This window comes from Castellaniella defragrans (assembly GCF_014203015.1).
GTDB classification, from domain to species: Bacteria; Pseudomonadota; Gammaproteobacteria; order Burkholderiales; family Burkholderiaceae_B; genus Castellaniella; species Castellaniella defragrans.
The window spans coordinates 97,952-114,981 of record NZ_JACHIB010000011.1 but is presented as its reverse complement, the minus strand read 5'-3'; the positions used below and the strand labels follow the sequence as shown (position 1 = coordinate 114,981).

Annotated in this window: 13 protein-coding genes; 4 read left to right on the top strand and 9 right to left on the bottom strand. The window is 70.2% G+C overall.

What is annotated here, in order from left to right; translation table 11 throughout:
* Positions 1-89 precede the first annotated feature (89 nt).
* Entirely contained in the window at positions 90-878 is a 789-nt protein-coding gene (locus HNR28_RS10605) for a SapC family protein (RefSeq protein ID WP_151024521.1), read from the bottom strand.
* A 23-nt stretch (positions 879-901) separates the two neighbouring features.
* Between HNR28_RS10605 and rfbA the strand changes: the two genes are divergently transcribed.
* Positions 902-1,780 carry a glucose-1-phosphate thymidylyltransferase RfbA gene (gene rfbA / locus HNR28_RS10600; RefSeq protein ID WP_151024520.1) on the top strand — a complete coding sequence of 293 codons (879 nt, stop codon included), beginning with the start codon at positions 902-904 and terminating at the stop codon, positions 1,778-1,780.
* Positions 1,777-2,322: a dTDP-4-dehydrorhamnose 3,5-epimerase gene (gene rfbC / locus HNR28_RS10595; protein WP_043678805.1), complete on the top strand. Its 546-nt coding sequence runs from the start codon at positions 1,777-1,779 to the stop codon at positions 2,320-2,322. Before rfbA ends, rfbC begins: the two co-directional genes overlap by 4 nt.
* An 84-nt stretch (positions 2,323-2,406) precedes the next feature.
* Here the strand turns inward: rfbC and rfbD are convergent, their stop codons facing one another.
* Together rfbD and rfbB are read right to left on the bottom strand one after the other, a co-directional pair.
* The gene (gene rfbD, locus HNR28_RS10590) at positions 2,407-3,285 is read right to left on the bottom strand and encodes a dTDP-4-dehydrorhamnose reductase (protein ID WP_151024519.1); all 879 of its coding nucleotides are present in this window, start codon (positions 3,283-3,285) and stop codon (positions 2,407-2,409) included.
* On the bottom strand, positions 3,282-4,367 hold the full coding sequence (rfbB, locus tag HNR28_RS10585; RefSeq protein ID WP_151024518.1) for a dTDP-glucose 4,6-dehydratase: 1,086 nt from the start codon (positions 4,365-4,367) through the stop codon (positions 3,282-3,284). The genes rfbD and rfbB overlap by 4 nt, the downstream gene beginning before the upstream one ends.
* A gap of 198 nt (positions 4,368-4,565) precedes the next feature.
* On the opposite strand from rfbB, the gene HNR28_RS10580 reads away from it, so the two are divergent.
* Positions 4,566-5,759, top strand: a complete 1,194-nt coding sequence (locus HNR28_RS10580) for an O-antigen ligase family protein (RefSeq protein WP_170288456.1) — start codon at positions 4,566-4,568, stop codon at positions 5,757-5,759.
* Here HNR28_RS10580 and wbaP read toward each other — a convergent pair.
* Positions 5,756-7,123 (bottom strand): undecaprenyl-phosphate galactose phosphotransferase WbaP, encoded by a 1,368-nt coding sequence (wbaP, locus tag HNR28_RS10575; RefSeq protein ID WP_084330782.1) that lies wholly within the window; start codon positions 7,121-7,123, stop codon positions 5,756-5,758. The two genes, HNR28_RS10580 and wbaP, sit on opposite strands and share 4 nt — an antisense overlap.
* 249 nt (positions 7,124-7,372) lie before the next feature.
* On the opposite strand from wbaP, the gene HNR28_RS10570 reads away from it, so the two are divergent.
* The gene (locus HNR28_RS10570) at positions 7,373-8,338 is read left to right on the top strand and encodes a glycosyltransferase family 2 protein (protein ID WP_151024516.1); all 966 of its coding nucleotides are present in this window, start codon (positions 7,373-7,375) and stop codon (positions 8,336-8,338) included.
* Here the strand turns inward: HNR28_RS10570 and galE are convergent.
* From galE to HNR28_RS10545, 5 genes are all read right to left on the bottom strand, one after another.
* Positions 8,302-9,318: a UDP-glucose 4-epimerase GalE gene (galE, locus tag HNR28_RS10565; RefSeq protein WP_151024515.1), complete on the bottom strand. Its 1,017-nt coding sequence runs from the start codon at positions 9,316-9,318 to the stop codon at positions 8,302-8,304. The genes HNR28_RS10570 and galE overlap by 37 nt on opposite strands.
* 165 nt (positions 9,319-9,483) lie before the next feature.
* Positions 9,484-10,968 carry a nucleobase:cation symporter-2 family protein gene (locus HNR28_RS10560; protein ID WP_151024514.1) on the bottom strand — a complete coding sequence of 495 codons (1,485 nt, stop codon included), beginning with the start codon at positions 10,966-10,968 and terminating at the stop codon, positions 9,484-9,486.
* A 476-nt stretch (positions 10,969-11,444) separates the two neighbouring features.
* Complete coding sequence (gene pgi / locus HNR28_RS10555; RefSeq protein WP_151024513.1) at positions 11,445-13,031, bottom strand: glucose-6-phosphate isomerase; 1,587 nt, start codon at positions 13,029-13,031, stop codon at positions 11,445-11,447.
* Between the two features lie 245 nt (positions 13,032-13,276).
* On the bottom strand, positions 13,277-14,473 hold the full coding sequence (locus tag HNR28_RS10550; protein WP_043678823.1) for an acetyl-CoA C-acyltransferase: 1,197 nt from the start codon (positions 14,471-14,473) through the stop codon (positions 13,277-13,279).
* 61 nt (positions 14,474-14,534) lie between these two features.
* A complete protein-coding gene (locus tag HNR28_RS10545) occupies positions 14,535-16,958 on the bottom strand; it encodes a 3-hydroxyacyl-CoA dehydrogenase/enoyl-CoA hydratase family protein (RefSeq protein WP_151024512.1) in 2,424 nt (807 codons plus the stop codon).
* Positions 16,959-17,030: the final 72 nt, after the last annotated feature.

Sequence of the window (17,030 nt, the reverse complement as noted above, 5' to 3'; positions counted from 1 at the left end):
CATGCCAGGCCTGAATGCCGGCTGACTTTCCGCCGGCCGGCTTGCGCGGGCGGCGGCCGCGCGGCCAGTGGAACTGCGGCCGGTTGCGGCTAGTGGAACTTGATGGTGCCGCCGCTGTTGAGGAATTCCAGGTCCAGGTCGCCCGTGGGCGTGCGCATGGCCGCCGAGGTCTGCTGGATGGCCTGCTCGCGCGCCAGCGTGCCCAGGCGCTGCAGGTGCTGCATGGACAGCAGCTGGCCAAAGGCGAGGAACAGCGCGCCGGCCTCGCGCACCGCGGCGAGGGATTCCGCGGGCAGTTCGTTCAGCGCTTTTTCGTCGATGCGGAACAGGCCCTGGACGTTCTGGACGCCGCTGTCGTTCTGGATGCGCACCGGCCAGGGGACGATCAGCCCGTGCTGCTGCAGGGCGTCGCAGGCGCGCCGGGTGGCGGCGCGGCCGGCCTGCACCTGGGTGAGGAACTGCAGGATCTGGGTGATGCGCTCGGCGGGCTTGCCGTCGGCGTCGAAGAAGGGCTGGCCGCCGTCCGGGCCGTCCTGGAGCAGGCCGCTGGCGCGGTCGAAGCACAGCACCTGCTGCCCGTCGGGCGCCTGGGCCAGCGCGAAGGGATAGGCCCGGTAGGCCGCCGGGACGTAGTCGCCGCGCCAGCGTCCGCCGGCATCGACCAGGAGATTCTGCCCCGGTGCGAGGCCCTGCACGGCCACCGGCGCGAACTGGCCGTCGATCTGGGCGAAGGCCAGCGGCAGGCACAGGCAGGCGCGGGGGATTTCCGGCAGGACCAGCACGGCCACGGCGTCATGGGCCGCGAAGGCGTAGCCGGGGCTGGCACGCCAGGTCTTGCCGCCGTAGCTGGCGGAGGTGATGGCTTCAAATTCGGGCATGAGACCAGTATACAATGCCGCCCATGAGCACGACACCGCACCGCAAAGGCATCATTCTGGCCGGGGGCTCCGGCACCCGCCTGCATCCGGCCACCCTGGCCGTGAGCAAGCAGCTGCTGCCCATCTACGACAAGCCGATGGTGTACTACCCGCTGTCCACCCTGATGCTGGCGGGCATCCGCGACATCCTCGTCATCTCCACTCCGCAGGACACGCCGCGCTTCGAGCAGCTGCTGGGCGACGGCCGCCAGTGGGGGCTGAACCTGCAGTACGCGGTGCAGCCCTCGCCCGACGGCCTGGCGCAGGCCTATCTGATCGGCGCCGATTTCGTGGGCCACCAGCCCTCGGCGCTGGTGCTGGGCGACAACATCTTCCAGGGCCACGACCTGCCCGCGCTGCTGGGCCACGCCATGGCGCGCGAGCACGGCGCCAGCGTCTTTGCCTACCACGTGCACGATCCGGAGCGCTACGGCGTGGCCGAATTCAACGCGCAGGGCCGGGTGCTGTCGCTGGAGGAAAAGCCGGCGCGGCCCAAGTCCAACTACGCCGTCACGGGCCTGTATTTCTACGACGGCCAGGCCGTGGACCTGGCGCGCGAACTGCGCCCCTCGGCGCGCGGCGAGCTGGAGATCACCGACCTGAACCGGCGCTACCTGGACCAGGGCGCCCTGCACGTCGAGATCATGGGGCGCGGCTACGCCTGGCTGGACACCGGCACCCACCAGTCGATGCTGGACGCCAGCCAGTTCATCGCCACGCTGGAAAAGCGCCAGGGCCTGAAGGTGGCCTGTCCGGAGGAAATCGCCTGGCGCATGGGCTGGATCGACGACGCCCAGCTGCAGGCCCTGGGCGAAGGCCTGTCCAAGAACGACTACGGCCGCTATCTGCTGGGCCTGCTATGATCGCCACCCGCCTCGCCATCCCCGACGTCCTCCTGCTGGAGCCCCAGGTCTTCGGCGACGCCCGCGGATTCTTCTTCGAGAGCTTCAACCAGGCCCAGTTCGACCAGGCCGTGGGCCGGCCCGTCGCCTTCGTGCAGGACAACCACTCGCGCTCGGCGCGCCACGTGCTGCGCGGCCTGCACTATCAGATCCGGCAGCCGCAGGGCAAGCTGGTGCGGGTGGTCCAGGGCAGCGTCTTCGACGTGGCGGTCGACCTGCGCCGCGGCTCGGCCACGTTCGGGCAATGGGTGGGCGCCGAGCTCACCGCCGACAACAAGCGCCAGCTGTGGGTGCCCGAGGGCTTCGGCCACGGTTTCGTGGTCACCAGCGAAAGCGCCGAATTCCTCTACAAGACCACGAACTACTACGCGCCGCAGCACGAGCGCTGCATCCGCTGGGACGATCCCGACCTGGCCATCGCCTGGCCGCTGGACGGTGCCCAGCCGCTGCTGTCGGCCAAGGACCAGGCCGGCGCGGCCTTCGCGCAGGCCGAGACGTACTAGGCGGGCCCCCCAGGCCGGAGACGGTCGGCCGGGCGCCGTCCATCAGGACCGGCTGTCCGCCCTCTCAGGACCGGCTGTCCGCCCTCACTCGTCCAGCAATTGATCGAGCACGTAGTCGACGCCGTCGCGCCAGTCGGGCAGATGGATGCCCAGCGCCGCGCGGATTTTTTGCGTGTCCAGCCGCGAATTGGCGGGGCGCCGCGCGGGAGTGGGATAGTCGGCCGTGGCGATGGGCAGGATTGCGTCGGGGGCGACGCGGACGGGACGGCCCGCGGCGCGCGCGCGCTCGATGACGTGGCGGGCGTAGGCGTGCCAGCTGGTGCTGCCGCCGGCGGTCAGATGGTAGACGCCGTCGGCCAGGTCCCGGCCGGCGCGGATCGCGTGCGCGGTCACGTCGGCCAGCAGCGCGGCCGAGGTGGGGGCGCCGATCTGGTCGGCGACGATGCTCAGGCTGTCGCGCTCCGCGGCCAGGCGCAGCATGGTCTTGGCGAAATTGCCGCCGTGCGCGCCCACCACCCAGCTGGTGCGAAAGATCAGGTGGCGCGCGCCCGAGGCCGCCAGGGCGGCCTCGCCGGCGAGCTTGGTGGCGCCGTAGACGTTCTGCGGCGCGGGCCGGTCGGTCTCGCGGTAGGGGTCGGGACCGGCGCCGTCGAACACGTAGTCGGTGGAGAAATGCACCACCTGCGCGCCCAGCCGGGCGGCTTCCTCGCCGAACACGCCGGGGGCGGCGCCGTTGATGGCCTGCGCCAGCGCGGCGTCCTGTTCGGCCCGATCGACGGCGGTATAGGCGGCCGCGTTGACGATGACGTCAGGCCGGTGCCGGCGCACCGCCGCCCGGATCGCGGCCGCGTCGGACAGGTCGCAGTCGGCGCGGTCGATGGCGGCGACCTCGCCCAGCGGCGCCAGGGCGCGGCGCAGTTCAAAGCCGAGCTGGCCGTCGCGGCCGGTGACCAGCAGCCTCATGCCGAAGCCTCGCCGGCCGAGGCCTCGCCGTAGTGGCGCTGGATCCAGTCGCGGTAGCCGCCCTGCTGGATGCGGGCGACCCATTCCGGATGCTGCAGATACCAGGCGACGGTCTTGCGGATGCCGGTGTCGAAGGTCTCGGCCGGCGTCCAGCCCAGTTCGCGCTGGATCTTGCGGGCGTCGATGGCGTAGCGGCGGTCATGCCCCGGGCGGTCGGCGACGTAGGTGATCTGATCGGCATAGCCGCCGCCCGAGGCGCGCGGCCGCAGCTCGTCGAGCAGGCCGCAGATGGTGGCGACGATCCGGAGATTGCTCATTTCGTTCCAGCCGCCGATGTTGTAGGTCTCGCCCGGGGTGCCGGCCTCCAGCACCCGCTCGATCGCCTGGCAGTGGTCGCCCACGTACAGCCAGTCGCGCACCTGCAGGCCGTCGCCGTAGATCGGCAGGGGCTTGCCCGCCAGGGCGTTGACGATGACCAGGGGGATGAGCTTTTCGGGGAACTGGTAGGGGCCGTAGTTGTTGCTGCAGTTGGTGGTGAGCACCGGCAGGCCGTAGGTGTGGTGCCAGGCGCGCACCAGGTGGTCGCTGGCCGCCTTGCTGGCGGAATACGGGCTGTTGGGCAGGTGGGGATTGGTCTCGGCGAAGGGAGGATCCTCGGGCGCGAGGGTGCCGTAGACTTCGTCGGTGCTGACGTGCAGGAAGCGGAAATCGGCCTTCTGCCGGGCGTCCAGTCCGTCCCAGTGGGCGCGGGCGGCTTCGAGCAGGCGGAAGGTGCCCACGATGTTGGTCTGGATGAAGTCTTCCGGGCCGTGGATGGAACGATCGACGTGGCTTTCGGCGGCGAAATGGATCACGGCGCGCGGCCGGTACTGGGCGAACAGCCGATCCAGCAAGGGGCGGTCGCACAGGTCGCCATGCACGAAGACGTGGCCGGGATCGCCCTGCAGCGAGGCGAGGTTGTCGAGATTGCCGGCGTAGGTGAGGTTGTCGAGATTGACCACGGTTTCGGAGGAACGCGCCAGCCGGTCGAGGACGAAATTGCTTCCGATGAAACCGGCGCCGCCGGTGACGAGTACAGTCATGATTCCATTCCGTGTGAAGTCTGCCGGCCGATTTTACCCTGTCCGCCCCGGCGCCCAGCGGGGCAACCGCCTACAATACCAGCGTCGCCAGCGGCCCGGATGCCCATGCCCCAATCCCCTCAGCCTTCCCTCCCGATCCCGACGCCCTCCCGTCCCCAGGTCCTCGCGGAGGCGGGAATATTCCTCTCTTTCGCGGCCATGTTCGCCCTGCCTTCGGGGTATTCCTACGGCGCCGCGCTGCTGCTGCTGGCCAGCCTGATCTGGCTGGCGCGGCGTCCGCCCCTTGCCGCGCTGCAGCGCCCGGACCGCCGGCTGATCGCCGTCCTGCTGGCCTATTTCCTGGTGCCCTCGGCCATGACGCTGGCGCTGGGCAATTCGCCCTCCGAGCTCGACCAGTACGTGCGCGCGCTGCTGGCCATCCCGGTGCTGCTGCTCCTGCTGCATACGCCCGTGCGCCTGGCCGTCCTGTGGACGGCCATCGTCATCGGCGTGGCGCTGTCGGCGCCGCTGGCCTGGTGGCAGGTGCACGTCGAGCACCTGGAGCGCGCCGCGGGGTTCCTGAACATCATCCACTTCAGCAACTTCAGCCTGGTGTTCACGATGTACTGCGCCGCGGGGCTGTGCTGGGCGGGCACCCAGGGCTCCCGGGCGAACCCGTGGCGGGCGGCTTTCCTGCTGGGCGCGGCCTGCGGGCTCTACAGCGCGATCGTCGGCGGCAGCCGCGGCAGCTGGGTGGCCATGCCCCCGACGCTGCTGCTCTTTCTCTTCACCTTCACGACCCGGAACAACTGGGCGCGTCTGGCGGCGGCCTGTACCCTGTGCGCGCTGCTGCTGGCGGGGCTGTTCGCCTGGCCCGGCAGCCCGCTGCAGCAGCGCTACGAACGGGCCGTGGAAGACATCACCCTGTACCAGAGCGAACAGACCGACACCTCGATCGGCGCGCGCTTCGAGATGTGGCGCGGCGCCTTGGGCAATCTGCAGCGGCGCCCCGTCGCGGGCTGGAACCTGCAGGCCTACACCGAGGCCCTGCGCGGACAAGTGGCCGAAGGCCGCGTGACCCCCGTGGTCCTGCAGTACAGCAACAACCTGCACAACAACTACCTGCAGGCCTGGGTCTTCACGGGGCTGCCGGGCCTGCTGGCCCTGCTGGCGCTGTACGGCCTGCCGCTGTGGCATTTCGGCCGGCGGCTGCGGGCGCCCGACACGACGGCGCGCACGCTGGCCTTCTGCGGCGCCGGCACGGTGCTGTCCTACGCCTGCTTCAGCATGTCTCAAGTGATGCTGCACCGAAACAATGGCATCATGTTCTATCTGTTGGCGGTGGTCGCGCTGTGGGCCCTGATGCGCCAGGCCGAAGACCGCGAGGCGCCGCGGCCCGCACGGCCCGCCTAGTACGCGCCGTCGCGCCGGAACACCACGGCCACGGTCTTGACCAGGATCACCAGGTCGTGCCACAGCGACCAGTTGCGCGCGTACCAGGCATCGAAATAGACCCGGGTGTCGTAGTCCACGTCGCTGCGGCCGCTGACCTGCCACAGGCCGGTGATGCCGGGCTTGGCCATCAGGTAATAGGCGACGTTCTTGCCGTAGAAGGCCAGTTCTTCCTCGACGACGGGCCGGGGGCCCACCAGGCTCATCTCGCCTCGCAGGACGTTCCAGAGCTGCGGCAGTTCGTCCAGGCTGGTGCGCCGGAGAAAGCGCCCCAGCGGCGTGATCCGGGGATCGTTCTTGAGCTTGAAGGACGCCTCCCATTCGGCGCGCGCCTCCGGGTCGCGGGCCAGCAGGTCGGCCAGCACCTGGTCGGCCTGCGGCACCATGGAGCGGAATTTCAGGCACAGGAACGGGCGACCGCCCTGCCCTATCCGCCGGTGGCCGTAGATGGGCTCCCCGCCATCCTGGCGGATCTTCCACCAGAGCACGGCCAGCAGCGGCGACAGCACCACCAGCAGCGCCGCGGCCCCCGCCACGTCGAAGGCGCGCTTGATGATGCGCGACCAGCGCTTCTGCAGGTTTTCGCGGATCTGCAGGATCATGAGGTCGTGGCTGAAGATGAACGACACGTCGGTGCTGTTGAGCGGCACCCCGCGGATGGACGGGATCACCGAGACCGCCCTGCAGCCGCGCACCGCCATCTCGCGCAGCCAGTCGTCGCGCAGGTCTTCCTCGCCATATTCCATGGCGATCACGTACTGGGTGTCGTCCGGATCGGTCAGTTCCCAGAGCTGCTCGGGCCGGTGCAGCACGGGCACGCCTTCGACCGGCGAGGGCCGCGTCCCCAGGGGGCACTGGAAATACTGCACGTCGAAGCCCATGCCGCGGTCGGACACCAGGGCCCCGTAGGCCTCGGCGGCGTTGCTGCCGGTGCCGATGATGACGCACTGCTTCTGCCAGAGCTTGAGCTTGAGCAGCGCCGCCTTGATGGCCAGGCGTTCGAGCACGAGCGACAGGAAGATGAAGCCCCAGCTCAGCACCCAGAAATAGCGCGAGATGGGCCATTTCAGGAACGCCATGATGACCAGCTGACCCAGGGCGCCGACCAGCAGCGCCATGCAGACGTCGCGCGCCACCGACCAGATGGGCTTGCGGTAGGTGTAGTGCCCGCGCCAGGCCCAGAACCACAGCAGGGTCGCCGCGCCCAGCACCATGTAGGTCAGGACGAAGGCGCCCACGTCGGCGACGAGGACGTAGACGGACACCCCGCCGGTGACGACGTAGAGGCACACCGCGGCCAGGAGCGGTCCCAGGAGGAAGGCCATGCCGTCCGCCGCCACACGAATCAGCCGGATCAGATGGCGTATCGCCACCGCCCGGACCTTTGCCGATAATTGCTTGTTCTGAGTCACGGATCCCGCAGCCGTCGGTGAAAGTCGCGCTGTGCGCTCCAGCGCGATATTACATCAGGCCATCGGCGCGGCGGTTTTTGTAAAATACGGTCATCCCCAACCGGCCGGCCGGCCCGGCGCGCGCATGCAGGCGTCCCGCTCCGCACAGCCCGCGCTTCCCCCATGACCCAGACAGACGACGTGAGCGCCCCACCCGCCACCCGGGTGATCGTGCCGACCTACAACGGCGGCAGCACCTGGAACCGCTGCGCGGAGGCCCTGGCCCGGGCCGTGGCGGGCCGCCCGCACCTGTCGGTCCTGGTGGTCGATTCGTCCTCGCACGACGGTACGGCGGAAACAGCCCGGCGGCACGGCTTCGACGTCATCACCATCGATCCCGCGGACTTCAACCACGGCGGCACGCGCAATCTGGCCGCCGGCGCCGCGCAGGCGGAATTCCTGGTCTTCCTGACCCAGGACGCCATCGTCCAGGGGCCGGAATCCATCACGGAGCTGCTGGCGGCCTTCCGCGACCCGAAGGTGGCGGCGGCCTACGGACGCCAGCTGCCGCACCCGGATGCCAACCCCGTCGCGGCGCACGCGCGGTACGCGAACTACGGCACCGCAGGGCACGTGTGCGGGCTGGACGACATTCCCCGCTGCGGCCTGAAGGCGGCCTTCCTGTCCAATTCCTTCGCCGCCTACCGGACGGCGGCGTTCCGCCAGCTGGGCGGCTTTCCGGACCAGACCATCCTGGGCGAGGACATGTATTTCGCCGCGCGCGCGATCCTGGAGGGCTTCCTGATCGCCTACGTCCCGTCCGCCTGCGTGTGGCATTCGCACAATTATTCGGTGGCCGAGGAATTCCGCCGCTATTTCGACATCGGCGTGTTCCAGTCCGAAGAATCCTGGATCGGCGAGCGCTACGGCGGCGCGGGCGGCGAGGGCCTGAAGTTCCTCAAGTCCGAGTTCTCCCATCTGGCCCGGCACGCGCCGCTGTGGCTGCCGCGCGCCTGGCTGGGCGACCTGGCGAAGATCCTGGGCTACCGGCTGGGCAAGCAGCACCGCCGCCTGCCGCCCGGCCTGCTGCGGGCGTGCTCGATGCACCGGCGCTACTGGGAGGAAGGCGCGGCCCCCAGGCCGCGCTGATACCGCCAGGTGCTCAGGCACATGTCCTCCAGCGTGCGGGCGGCCGTCCAGCGCAGGTCCCGGCCGGCCTTGGCGGGGTCGGCGTAGCAGGCCGCGACGTCGCCCGGCCGGCGCGCCTGGATCCGGTAAGGCACCGCGCGACCCGAGGCCCGCTCGAAGGCGCGCACGATCTCCAGCACGCTGTGGCCGCGCCCGGTGCCCAGGTTGAAGGCATGCCAGCCGGCATGGCCGGCCAGGAAGCCCAGGGCGGCGGCGTGGCCCTCGGCCAGGTCCACGACGTGGATGTAGTCGCGCACGCCGGTGCCGTCGGGCGTGGGGTAGTCGCCGCCGAACACGTTCAGCTCGGTGCGCAGGCCGGCGGCGACCTGGGCGACGTAGGGCATGAGGTTGTTCGGCACGCCGCGGGGGTTCTCGCCGATCAGGCCGCTGTCGTGCGCGCCCACGGGGTTGAAGTAGCGCAGACAGGCCACGCGCCAGGACGGGTCCGAGGCGGCCAGGTCGGCCAGGATTTCCTCGACGTGCAGCTTGCTGCGGCCGTAGGGATTGGTGGCGCCCGTGGGGTGGCTTTCGTCCAAGGGCAGGCGGCGCGGCTCGCCGTAGACGGTGGCGCTGCTGCTGAAGACCAGGGTGCGCACGCCGCCGTCGCGCATCGCCCGCAGCAGGCAGAGCGCGCCCTGGACGTTGCTGGAGAAGTACGCCAGGGGCTGCTCGACGGATTCGCTCACGGACTTCAGGCCGGCGAAATGGATCACGGCCTCGATGGCATGGTCGCGCAGCGTCCGGTCCAGCAGGGGGCCGTCGCGCACGTCGCCCTGGACGAAGGCCGGCGGCGCGCCCAGGATGCGGCCCAGCTGGCCGACGACCGCCGCGTCGCTGTTGCTCAGGTTGTCGAACAGCACGACGCGGTGGCCCTGCTGCGCCAGGACGGCCGCGGCGTGGCTGCCGATGTAGCCCGTGCCGCCGGTGAGAAGGATGTTCATGCGCGCGGAGAGTCGATGAGGGGGATGTGGAATGGTACATCGGGCGCCCTCCGCGGAAGGCGCCCGATGCGACGGGCCGAGGGTCCCGCTGGCCGTGGCCGCCGGCCGCCAGTCGCCGGCTGCGGCGGTGGCCGAGGGTCCCCGCGGGCCCGGAGGTGGCCGGGATCAGGCTTCCGCGTGCTTGGCGGCTTCCACGGCGGCATCGGTGTCGTGCGGAGCGCCGTTGAAGAACAGGTTCAGCAGCACGGCCGACAGGGAGGTGAGCAGGATGCCCGATTCGATCAGCGGGTGGATGGCGTGCGGCATCCACTGGCGGAAGTTCGGCGCGACCACGGGGATCATGCCCATGCCGATGGAGATGGCGACGATCATGGCGTTGTTGCGGTTCTTGACGAAGTCCACGCCGCCCAGGATGCGGATGCCGGTGGCGGTGACCATGCCGAACATCACGAGGCCGGCGCCGCCCAGCACGACGGTGGGCAGGGACTCGACCAGCGCCGCCAGCTTGGGCAGCAGGCCCAGGACCAGCAGGATCACGCCGCTGGCCACGCAGACGTAGCGGCTGCGCACTCCCGTGACGGCGACCAGGCCGACGTTCTGCGAGAAGCTGGAATACGGGAAGGTATTGAAGATGCCGCCGATCAGGGTGCCCAGACCGTCGGTGCGCAGGCCGCGCGCCAGGTCTTTCTGGCCGATCTTCTTGCCGGTCATGTCCGCCAGGGCCAGGAACATGCCGGTGGATTCGATCAGGATCACGATCATGACCAGCACCATGGTCAGGATCATCCAGAAGTCGAACTTGGGCATGCCGAAATGGAAGGGCAGGACGATGTCCACCCATTCGGCCTTGCCGACCTTGTCGAAGGTCATGATGCCCAGGGCGGCCGTGATGACGGCGCCGATCACGATGCCCAGCAGCACGGCGATGTTGGCGAGGAAACCCTTGCAGAACTTGGCGATCACCAGGATCGACACCAGCACGATGGCGGCGATGCCCACGCCGGTCGGGTCGGCGTACTTGGGGTTGGGCACCGTGGGCATGATGGCCAGGCCCCGCGGCACGGCCGGCAGGGGCGAGCCCGGCGCGCCCGCCGCCGCCTGGATGTCCTTGAGCCAGCTGACGTAGTTGGGATCGACCAGGGACGGCGCGGTGGGGCCGACGGGGTTGCCGAAGATCCAGTTGATGCCCACGCGCATCAGGGTGATGCCGATGATGGCGATGATGGTGCCGGTCACGACCGGCGGGAAGAAGCGCAGCAGCCGGCTGATCCAGGGGGCGATGAGGATGGTGACGATCCCGGCCGCGATGATGGTGCCGAACAGCAGCTGCGCGCCCTCGTGCCCCGGCGTGGACTGGGCAATGTGGATCATGGGCCCGACGGGCGCGAAGCTGACGCCCATGATGACGGGCAGCTTGATGCCGAACCACTGGGTGGCGCCCAGGGACTGGATGATGGTGGCGATGCCGCAGGCGAACAGGTCGGCGGCGATCAGCAGGGACACTTCATGCGAATCCAGGCCCAGCGCCCGGCCGATGATCAGCGGGACGGCCACGGCGCCGGCATACATCACCAGCACGTGCTGCAGCCCGAGGGCCGTCAGCTGGCCCAACGGCAGGATCTCGTCCACCGGGGCGACGGTTTTGCTCATGTCTTGTCTCCAAGGAGCGGGGCGCGCCCGGAACCGGGGCGTCCCTCATGTCCGAAGTCGGAAATAGGAAGTCTGGAAAGCGCCTTTCCGGCGTCTTGCGGCCACTCTACCGGAGGCCCCTCCGGGCAGCCATGCGCAAAGCACGATAAGGTCTTTTCGGCCCGGCGCATAATCCCGGGTAAACCCTGGGGGTTTTCCGGGAAACGGCACGGGCTGGAGAGGTGGGGCAGGGAAATTCCCTATGCCGCGGCATCCCTCCACCTCCCGGCCTGCAGGCCGGTCGGATTCACTGGGCACACAGCAGTCCGTAGAGGACTGCTGCGTGTCCCAGTTCATCCACCTCGCCGCTTGCAAGCGGCTCGGATTCGGCCGGCACGGTGCATCTTCAGCCGCAGCATCCCTCCACCTCCCGGCCTGCAGGCCGGTCGGATTCGGCCGGCACAGGACAGTCCGCAGGGACTGTCCTGTGTCCGGCCTCATCCCCTCAGGCGGTTGATCCAGTGGCGGGTGGAGGCGTCGTGGCTGGCGGCGGGCGTGTCCCGGGCGGCGGCCGCGGCGGGGTCCAGTTCGGCGATGATGCCGCGCGCCAGGACCTTGCCGTATTCCACGCCCCACTGGTCGAAGGGGTCGATCCCCCAGATCACGCCCTGGGTGAAGACGCGGTGCTCGTACAGGGCCAGCAGGGCGCCCAGGGAATACGGCGAGAGGCGCGGCAGGACGATCAGGTGATTGGGGCGGCCGCCGGGATGGACGCGGTGCGGGGCGAGCCAGTCGGCGCGTTCGGGATCCATGTTCTCGGCCACGCATTCGGCGCGCGCCTGGGCCAGGGTCTTGCCGCGCATCAGGGCCTCGCGCTGGGCCAGGCAGTTGGCCAGCAGCTGGCGGTGGTGCGCCGGCCAGTGGTGGTCGGCCTCGCGGCACAGGATGAAGTCCACCGGCGCGCCGTCGCTGCCCTGGTGCATCCACTGGAAGAAGGTGTGCTGGGCGTCGGTGCCCGGCATGCCCCACACGGCGGGGCCGGTGGGCACGCCCACGGGCTGGCCCGAGACGTCCACCGACTTGCCCAGGGATTCCATGTCCAGCTGCTGGATGTAGGGCACCAGGTTCGCCAGGCGCGAATCGTAGGGCGCGATGTTCAGCGAACCGTGGCCCAGCACGCTGCGGTTGGCGACGCCGGCCAGCGCCATGCGCACCGGGGCGTTGGCCGCCAGGGGCGCCTGGGCGAAATGCGCGTCCATGGCGGCGGCGCCCGCGCGCAGGCCTTCCAGCACGTCCACGCCCACGGCCAGCGCGGTGCTCAGGCTGACCGCGGACCAGAGCGAGAAGCGCCCGCCCACCCAGTCCCACAGCTGGAAGATCTGGCTCTCGGGCACGCCCCAGGCGCGCGCGCGGTCGGGCCGGGCGGTGACCGCGGCCAGGTGCGAGGCCGGGTCCAGCCCGGCGGCGGCCAGCCATTCGCGGGCGCGCGCGCCGTTTTCCAGAGGCTCGGCCGTGGTGAAGGACTTGGAAACCAGCACGACCAGGGTCTCGCGCGGGTCCAGCCCCGCCAGCCCGCCCTCGATCGCATGGCCGTCGATGTTGGCGACGAAGCGCACCTCGCGCCAGGTGCCGGCGTAGCCGAAGGCCGACACCGCCAGGCGCACGCCCCAGTCCGAGCCGCCGATGCCCACGTGCACGACGTGGCGCCAGCGCCGCCCGGCATCGGCGCGCCGCACCCAGGCGTCCATGCGCTCGCGTTCGGCCAGCACCCTGGGCGGCGCGTCCGGCGCGCGCAGCATGGTGTGCCAGGCCGCGCGGTCTTCCGTGACGTTGACGACCTCGCCCGCCAGCAGGCGCGCGCGCTGGGCCTCGAAGTCCCGCGCCCGCAGCAGCGCCTCGCCCGCCGCCATGAGCGCCGGCGAATGGCGCTGGCCGCTGGAATCGAGCGCCAGGCCGGGCGCCTCGATGAGGTCCAGCGCATCGGACTGCGGCGCACAGGTCCGCGCCTCCCGCGCGAAGCGTTCCCATTCGGGAAGCTCGGTGAGGGGAACGAACGTATCGGCGGATGCGGAGCGATCGGGCATGGCAGCGAAAGGGATGTCGGCGAAATCGCCGCTCATTATGTCATGCCGTGAAGAACGAACGCCCCGGCCCTTCCGCCTCGTGGGCGGGGAGCCGGGGCGTTCACACCGCCGGGTCTGCGATTCGGATGGGGGTGGTGCGGGGTGGCGCATGAAGCGCCCGGGCCCGAAGGCCTGGGCGCCGGAACCTCAACCGGGATTTCAACCAGGATTTCAACCGGAACTTCGATACGGGCGCATCGGGCTCGTCAGCAGCGCTCGAAGATCCCCGCGGCGCCCATGCCCGTGCCGACGCACATGGTGACCATGCCGTACTGCAGCTGGCGGCGGCGCAGGGCGTGGACGGTGGTGGCGGAGCGGATCGCGCCGGTGGCGCCCAGCGGGTGGCCCAGGGCGATGGCGCCGCCCAGGGGGTTGACGACGTCCTCGTTCAGGCCCAGGTCGCGGATGACGGCCAGGGACTGCGCGGCGAAGGCTTCGTTCAGCTCGATCCAGCCCATCTGGTCCAGCGTCAGGCCGGCCTTCTTCAGGGCGGCCGGGATGGCTTCCTTCGGGCCGATGCCCATGATCTCGGGCGGCACGCCGCGCACGGCGAAGGACACGAAGCGCGCCAGCGGGGTCAGGTTGTGCTCCTTGAGGGCGCGCTCGGACACGACCAGCAGGGCGCCGGCGCCGTCGGAGGTCTGCGAGCTGTTGCCGGCGGTGACGCTGCCCCTGGCGGCGAACACCGGGCGCAGGCGGGCCAGGGCCTCCAGGCTGGTGTCGGCGCGCGGGCCTTCGTCCAGGGTCACGGTGCGGCGGGTCTCGCGCACTTCGCCGGTCGCCAGGTCGGGGACGCGGCGCACGATTTCCACCGGCAGCATCTCGTCGGCGAACTCGCCGGACTGCTGGGCGGCCAGGGCGCGCTGGTGCGAGCGCAGGGCGAAGGCGTCCTGGTCCTCGCGGGAAATCTTCCAGCGCTGGGCAACCTGCTCGGCGGTGGAGCCCATGCCATAGGCGATGCCGATGTTCTCTTCCTTCAGGTAGACATCGGGGCTGAAGGAGGTGTTGATCCCCATGGTGGGCACCAGGCTCATGGACTCGGTGCCGCAGGCCAGCATGACGTCGGCCTCGCCCACACGGATGCGGTCGGCCGCCATGGCCACCGCGGTCAGGCCGGAAGCGCAGAAGCGGTTGACGGTGACGCCGCCGACCGATTGCGGCAGGCCGGCCAGCAGCGCGCCGACGCGCGCGACGTTCAGGCCCTGCGGGCCTTCGGGGATGGCGCAGCCGACGATGGCGTCCTCGATCGCGGCGGGATCCAGATTGGGCGCCTGGGCCATCACGCCCTGGATGGCCTTGGCCAGCAGCTCGTCGGGCCGGGTGTGGGAATACATGCCGCGCGGGGCCTTGCCGATGGGCGTGCGCGTCGCGGCGACGATGTAGGCTTGTTGAAGGGCAGTCATTGAAAGTCTCCTTGTTCGGGGTTCCGGGCCGCCGGGCGGCCCGGGCATCGTCTGCGACGCGTCAGTTGCGGACGGGCTTGCCGGTTTGCAGGAGACCGGCAATGCGCTCTTGTGTCTTGGGATTGGCGAGCAGGCCGAGGAAGGCCTTGCGTTCCAGCCGCAGCATCCAGGCCTCGTCGACCAGGCTGCCCGGATCGACGTCGCCGCCGCAGATGGCCGTGGCGACCTGCTCGGCGATGTGGAAGTCGTAGTCCGAGATGTAGCCGCCCACGCGCATGTTCACCAGCTGCGCCTTCAGGGTGGCGATGGCGTCGCGGCCGGCCACGGGGAAGCGCGCGGCCAGCGGCGGGCGCCAGCCCTGTTCGGCCAGGTTGGCGGCCTCGCGCACGGCCACGTAGAGCAGCTCGTGGCGGTTCATGACGATGGGGTCGGAATCGCGCAGGAAGCCGATCTGGCGGGCTTCCAGGGCGGACTTGGACACGCGCGCGGTGGCCACGGCGAGGACGAAGTCCTTGACGTAGGCGAGCAGCGGGGCGTCGGGAGCGGACTGGGCCTGAATCTCGGCCGCGCGGCGGGCGCTGAAGGTGATGCCGCCGGCGCCCGGCACCAGGCCGATGCCGACTTCCACCAGGCCGATGTAGCTTTCCAGGTGGGCGACGCGGCGGGCGCAGTGCACGGACAGTTCGCAGCCGCCGCCCAGGGCCAGGCCGGCCACGGCCGCGACCACGGGCACCTGGGCGTAGCGCAGGCGCATGACCATGTCCTGCATTTCCTTCTGGATCGGCTCGACGGCCTTGACGCCGCCGGACATGAAGGCGGGCAGCATGGCCTTCAGGTCGGCGCCGGCGGAGAAGGGATCGTCCAGCTGGGCGACGACCAGGGCCTTGTAGCCCTGCTCGGCCAGGTCCACGGCGTGGACCACGCCGCGCACCACGTCCGGGCTGAGCGTGTGCATCTTGGTCTTGAACGACACCAGCAGCACGTCCTGGGGATGCGGGGCGGGCAGCGTCCAGCACAGCACGGCGTCGTCCTCGTGCACGACGTGCGGCACCAGGGACGGGCCTTCGCCGACCAGGCGCGGGGCGCCGATCTGGCGCTGGTAGACGGGCAGCGCGCTGCGCGGCACGTAGGCGTTGGTCGCCGGGCTGTAGGAGCCTTCCGGCGTGTGCACGGCCTGCTTGTCCCAGACGGGACCGCTGGTGACCCAGGCGGGCAGCGGCGCGTCCGACAGGGCCTTGCCGGCGGCGATGTCCTCGTTGATCCACTCGGCGACCTGGCGCCAGCCGGCGGCCTGCCAGATCTCGAAGGGGCCGAAGCTGTGGCCGAAGCCCCACTTCATGGCCTGGTCCAGTTCGCGCGCGCTGTCGGCGATGTCGCCCAGGTGCACGGCGCTGTAGTGGAAGGTGTCGCGCAGCACGGCCCAGACGAACTGCGCCTGGGGATGCGTGGAATCGTGCAGCGCCTGCAGGCGCTTGGCGGGATCGCGTTCCTTCAGGATGTCCTTGACCTCGTCGTCGGCCTTCTCGCCGGAGGGCACGTACTGGCCGGCCTGCGGGTCCAGGCGCAGGATCTGCTTGCCTTCCTTCTTGAAGAAGCCGGCCTTGGCCTTCTGGCCCAGGGCGCCCTTCTCGATCAGGGCGGCCAGCACGGGCGGCACGCCGAAATGCGCGCGGAAGGGATCGTCGGGCAGCTGGTTCTTCATCGTGTCGATGACGTGCGCCAGCGTGTCCAGGCCGACCACGTCGGCGGTGCGGTAGGTGCCGGACTTGGCGCGGCCCAGGCGCGTACCGGTGAGGTCGTCCACCAGCTCGTAGGGCAGGCCGAAGGCCTGGGTGTGATGGAAGACCGACAGGATGCCGAACACGCCGATGCGGTTGCCGATGAAGTTCGGCGTGTCCTTGGCGCGCACCACGCCCTTGCCCAGCTGCGACACCAGGAAGGTTTCCAGGTGGTCGAGCAGGGCCGGCTCGGTGGCGGCGGTGGGGATCAGCTCGACCAGCGGCATGTAGCGCGGCGGGTTGAAGAAGTGCACGCCGCAGAAGCGGTGGCGCAGGGTTTCGGGCAGCGCCTCGGACAGGGACGTGATGGACAGGCCCGAGGTGTTGCTGGCGACGATGGCGTGCGGGTTCAGGGCCGGCGCGAGCTTGTGGTAGAGGTCGCGCTTCCAGTCCAGGCGCTCGGCGATGGCCTCGATGACGACGTCGCAGTCGGCCAGCAGGGCCAGGTCCTCGTCGTAGTTGGCCGGCGTGATCAGGTCGGCCAGGGCGTCGACGCCCAGGGGCGCGGGGTTGAGCTTCTTCAGCTGGGCGATGGCGCGCTGGACGATGCCGTTCTTGCCTCCCTGGCCGTCATCCTTGGCCAGGTCGAACAGCACCACCGGCACGCCGGCGTTGACGCAGTGGGCGGCGATCTGCGCGCCCATGACCCCGGCGCCGCACACCGCCACGCGGCGGATGAACAGGGGGGCGGACTGGCTGGTTTGCATGATATTGTGTCCTCGCTGGTTTTAATGGGCCGGCCTTGGGGTCTGGATGCGCGCCGGACGGATTCACCCGGT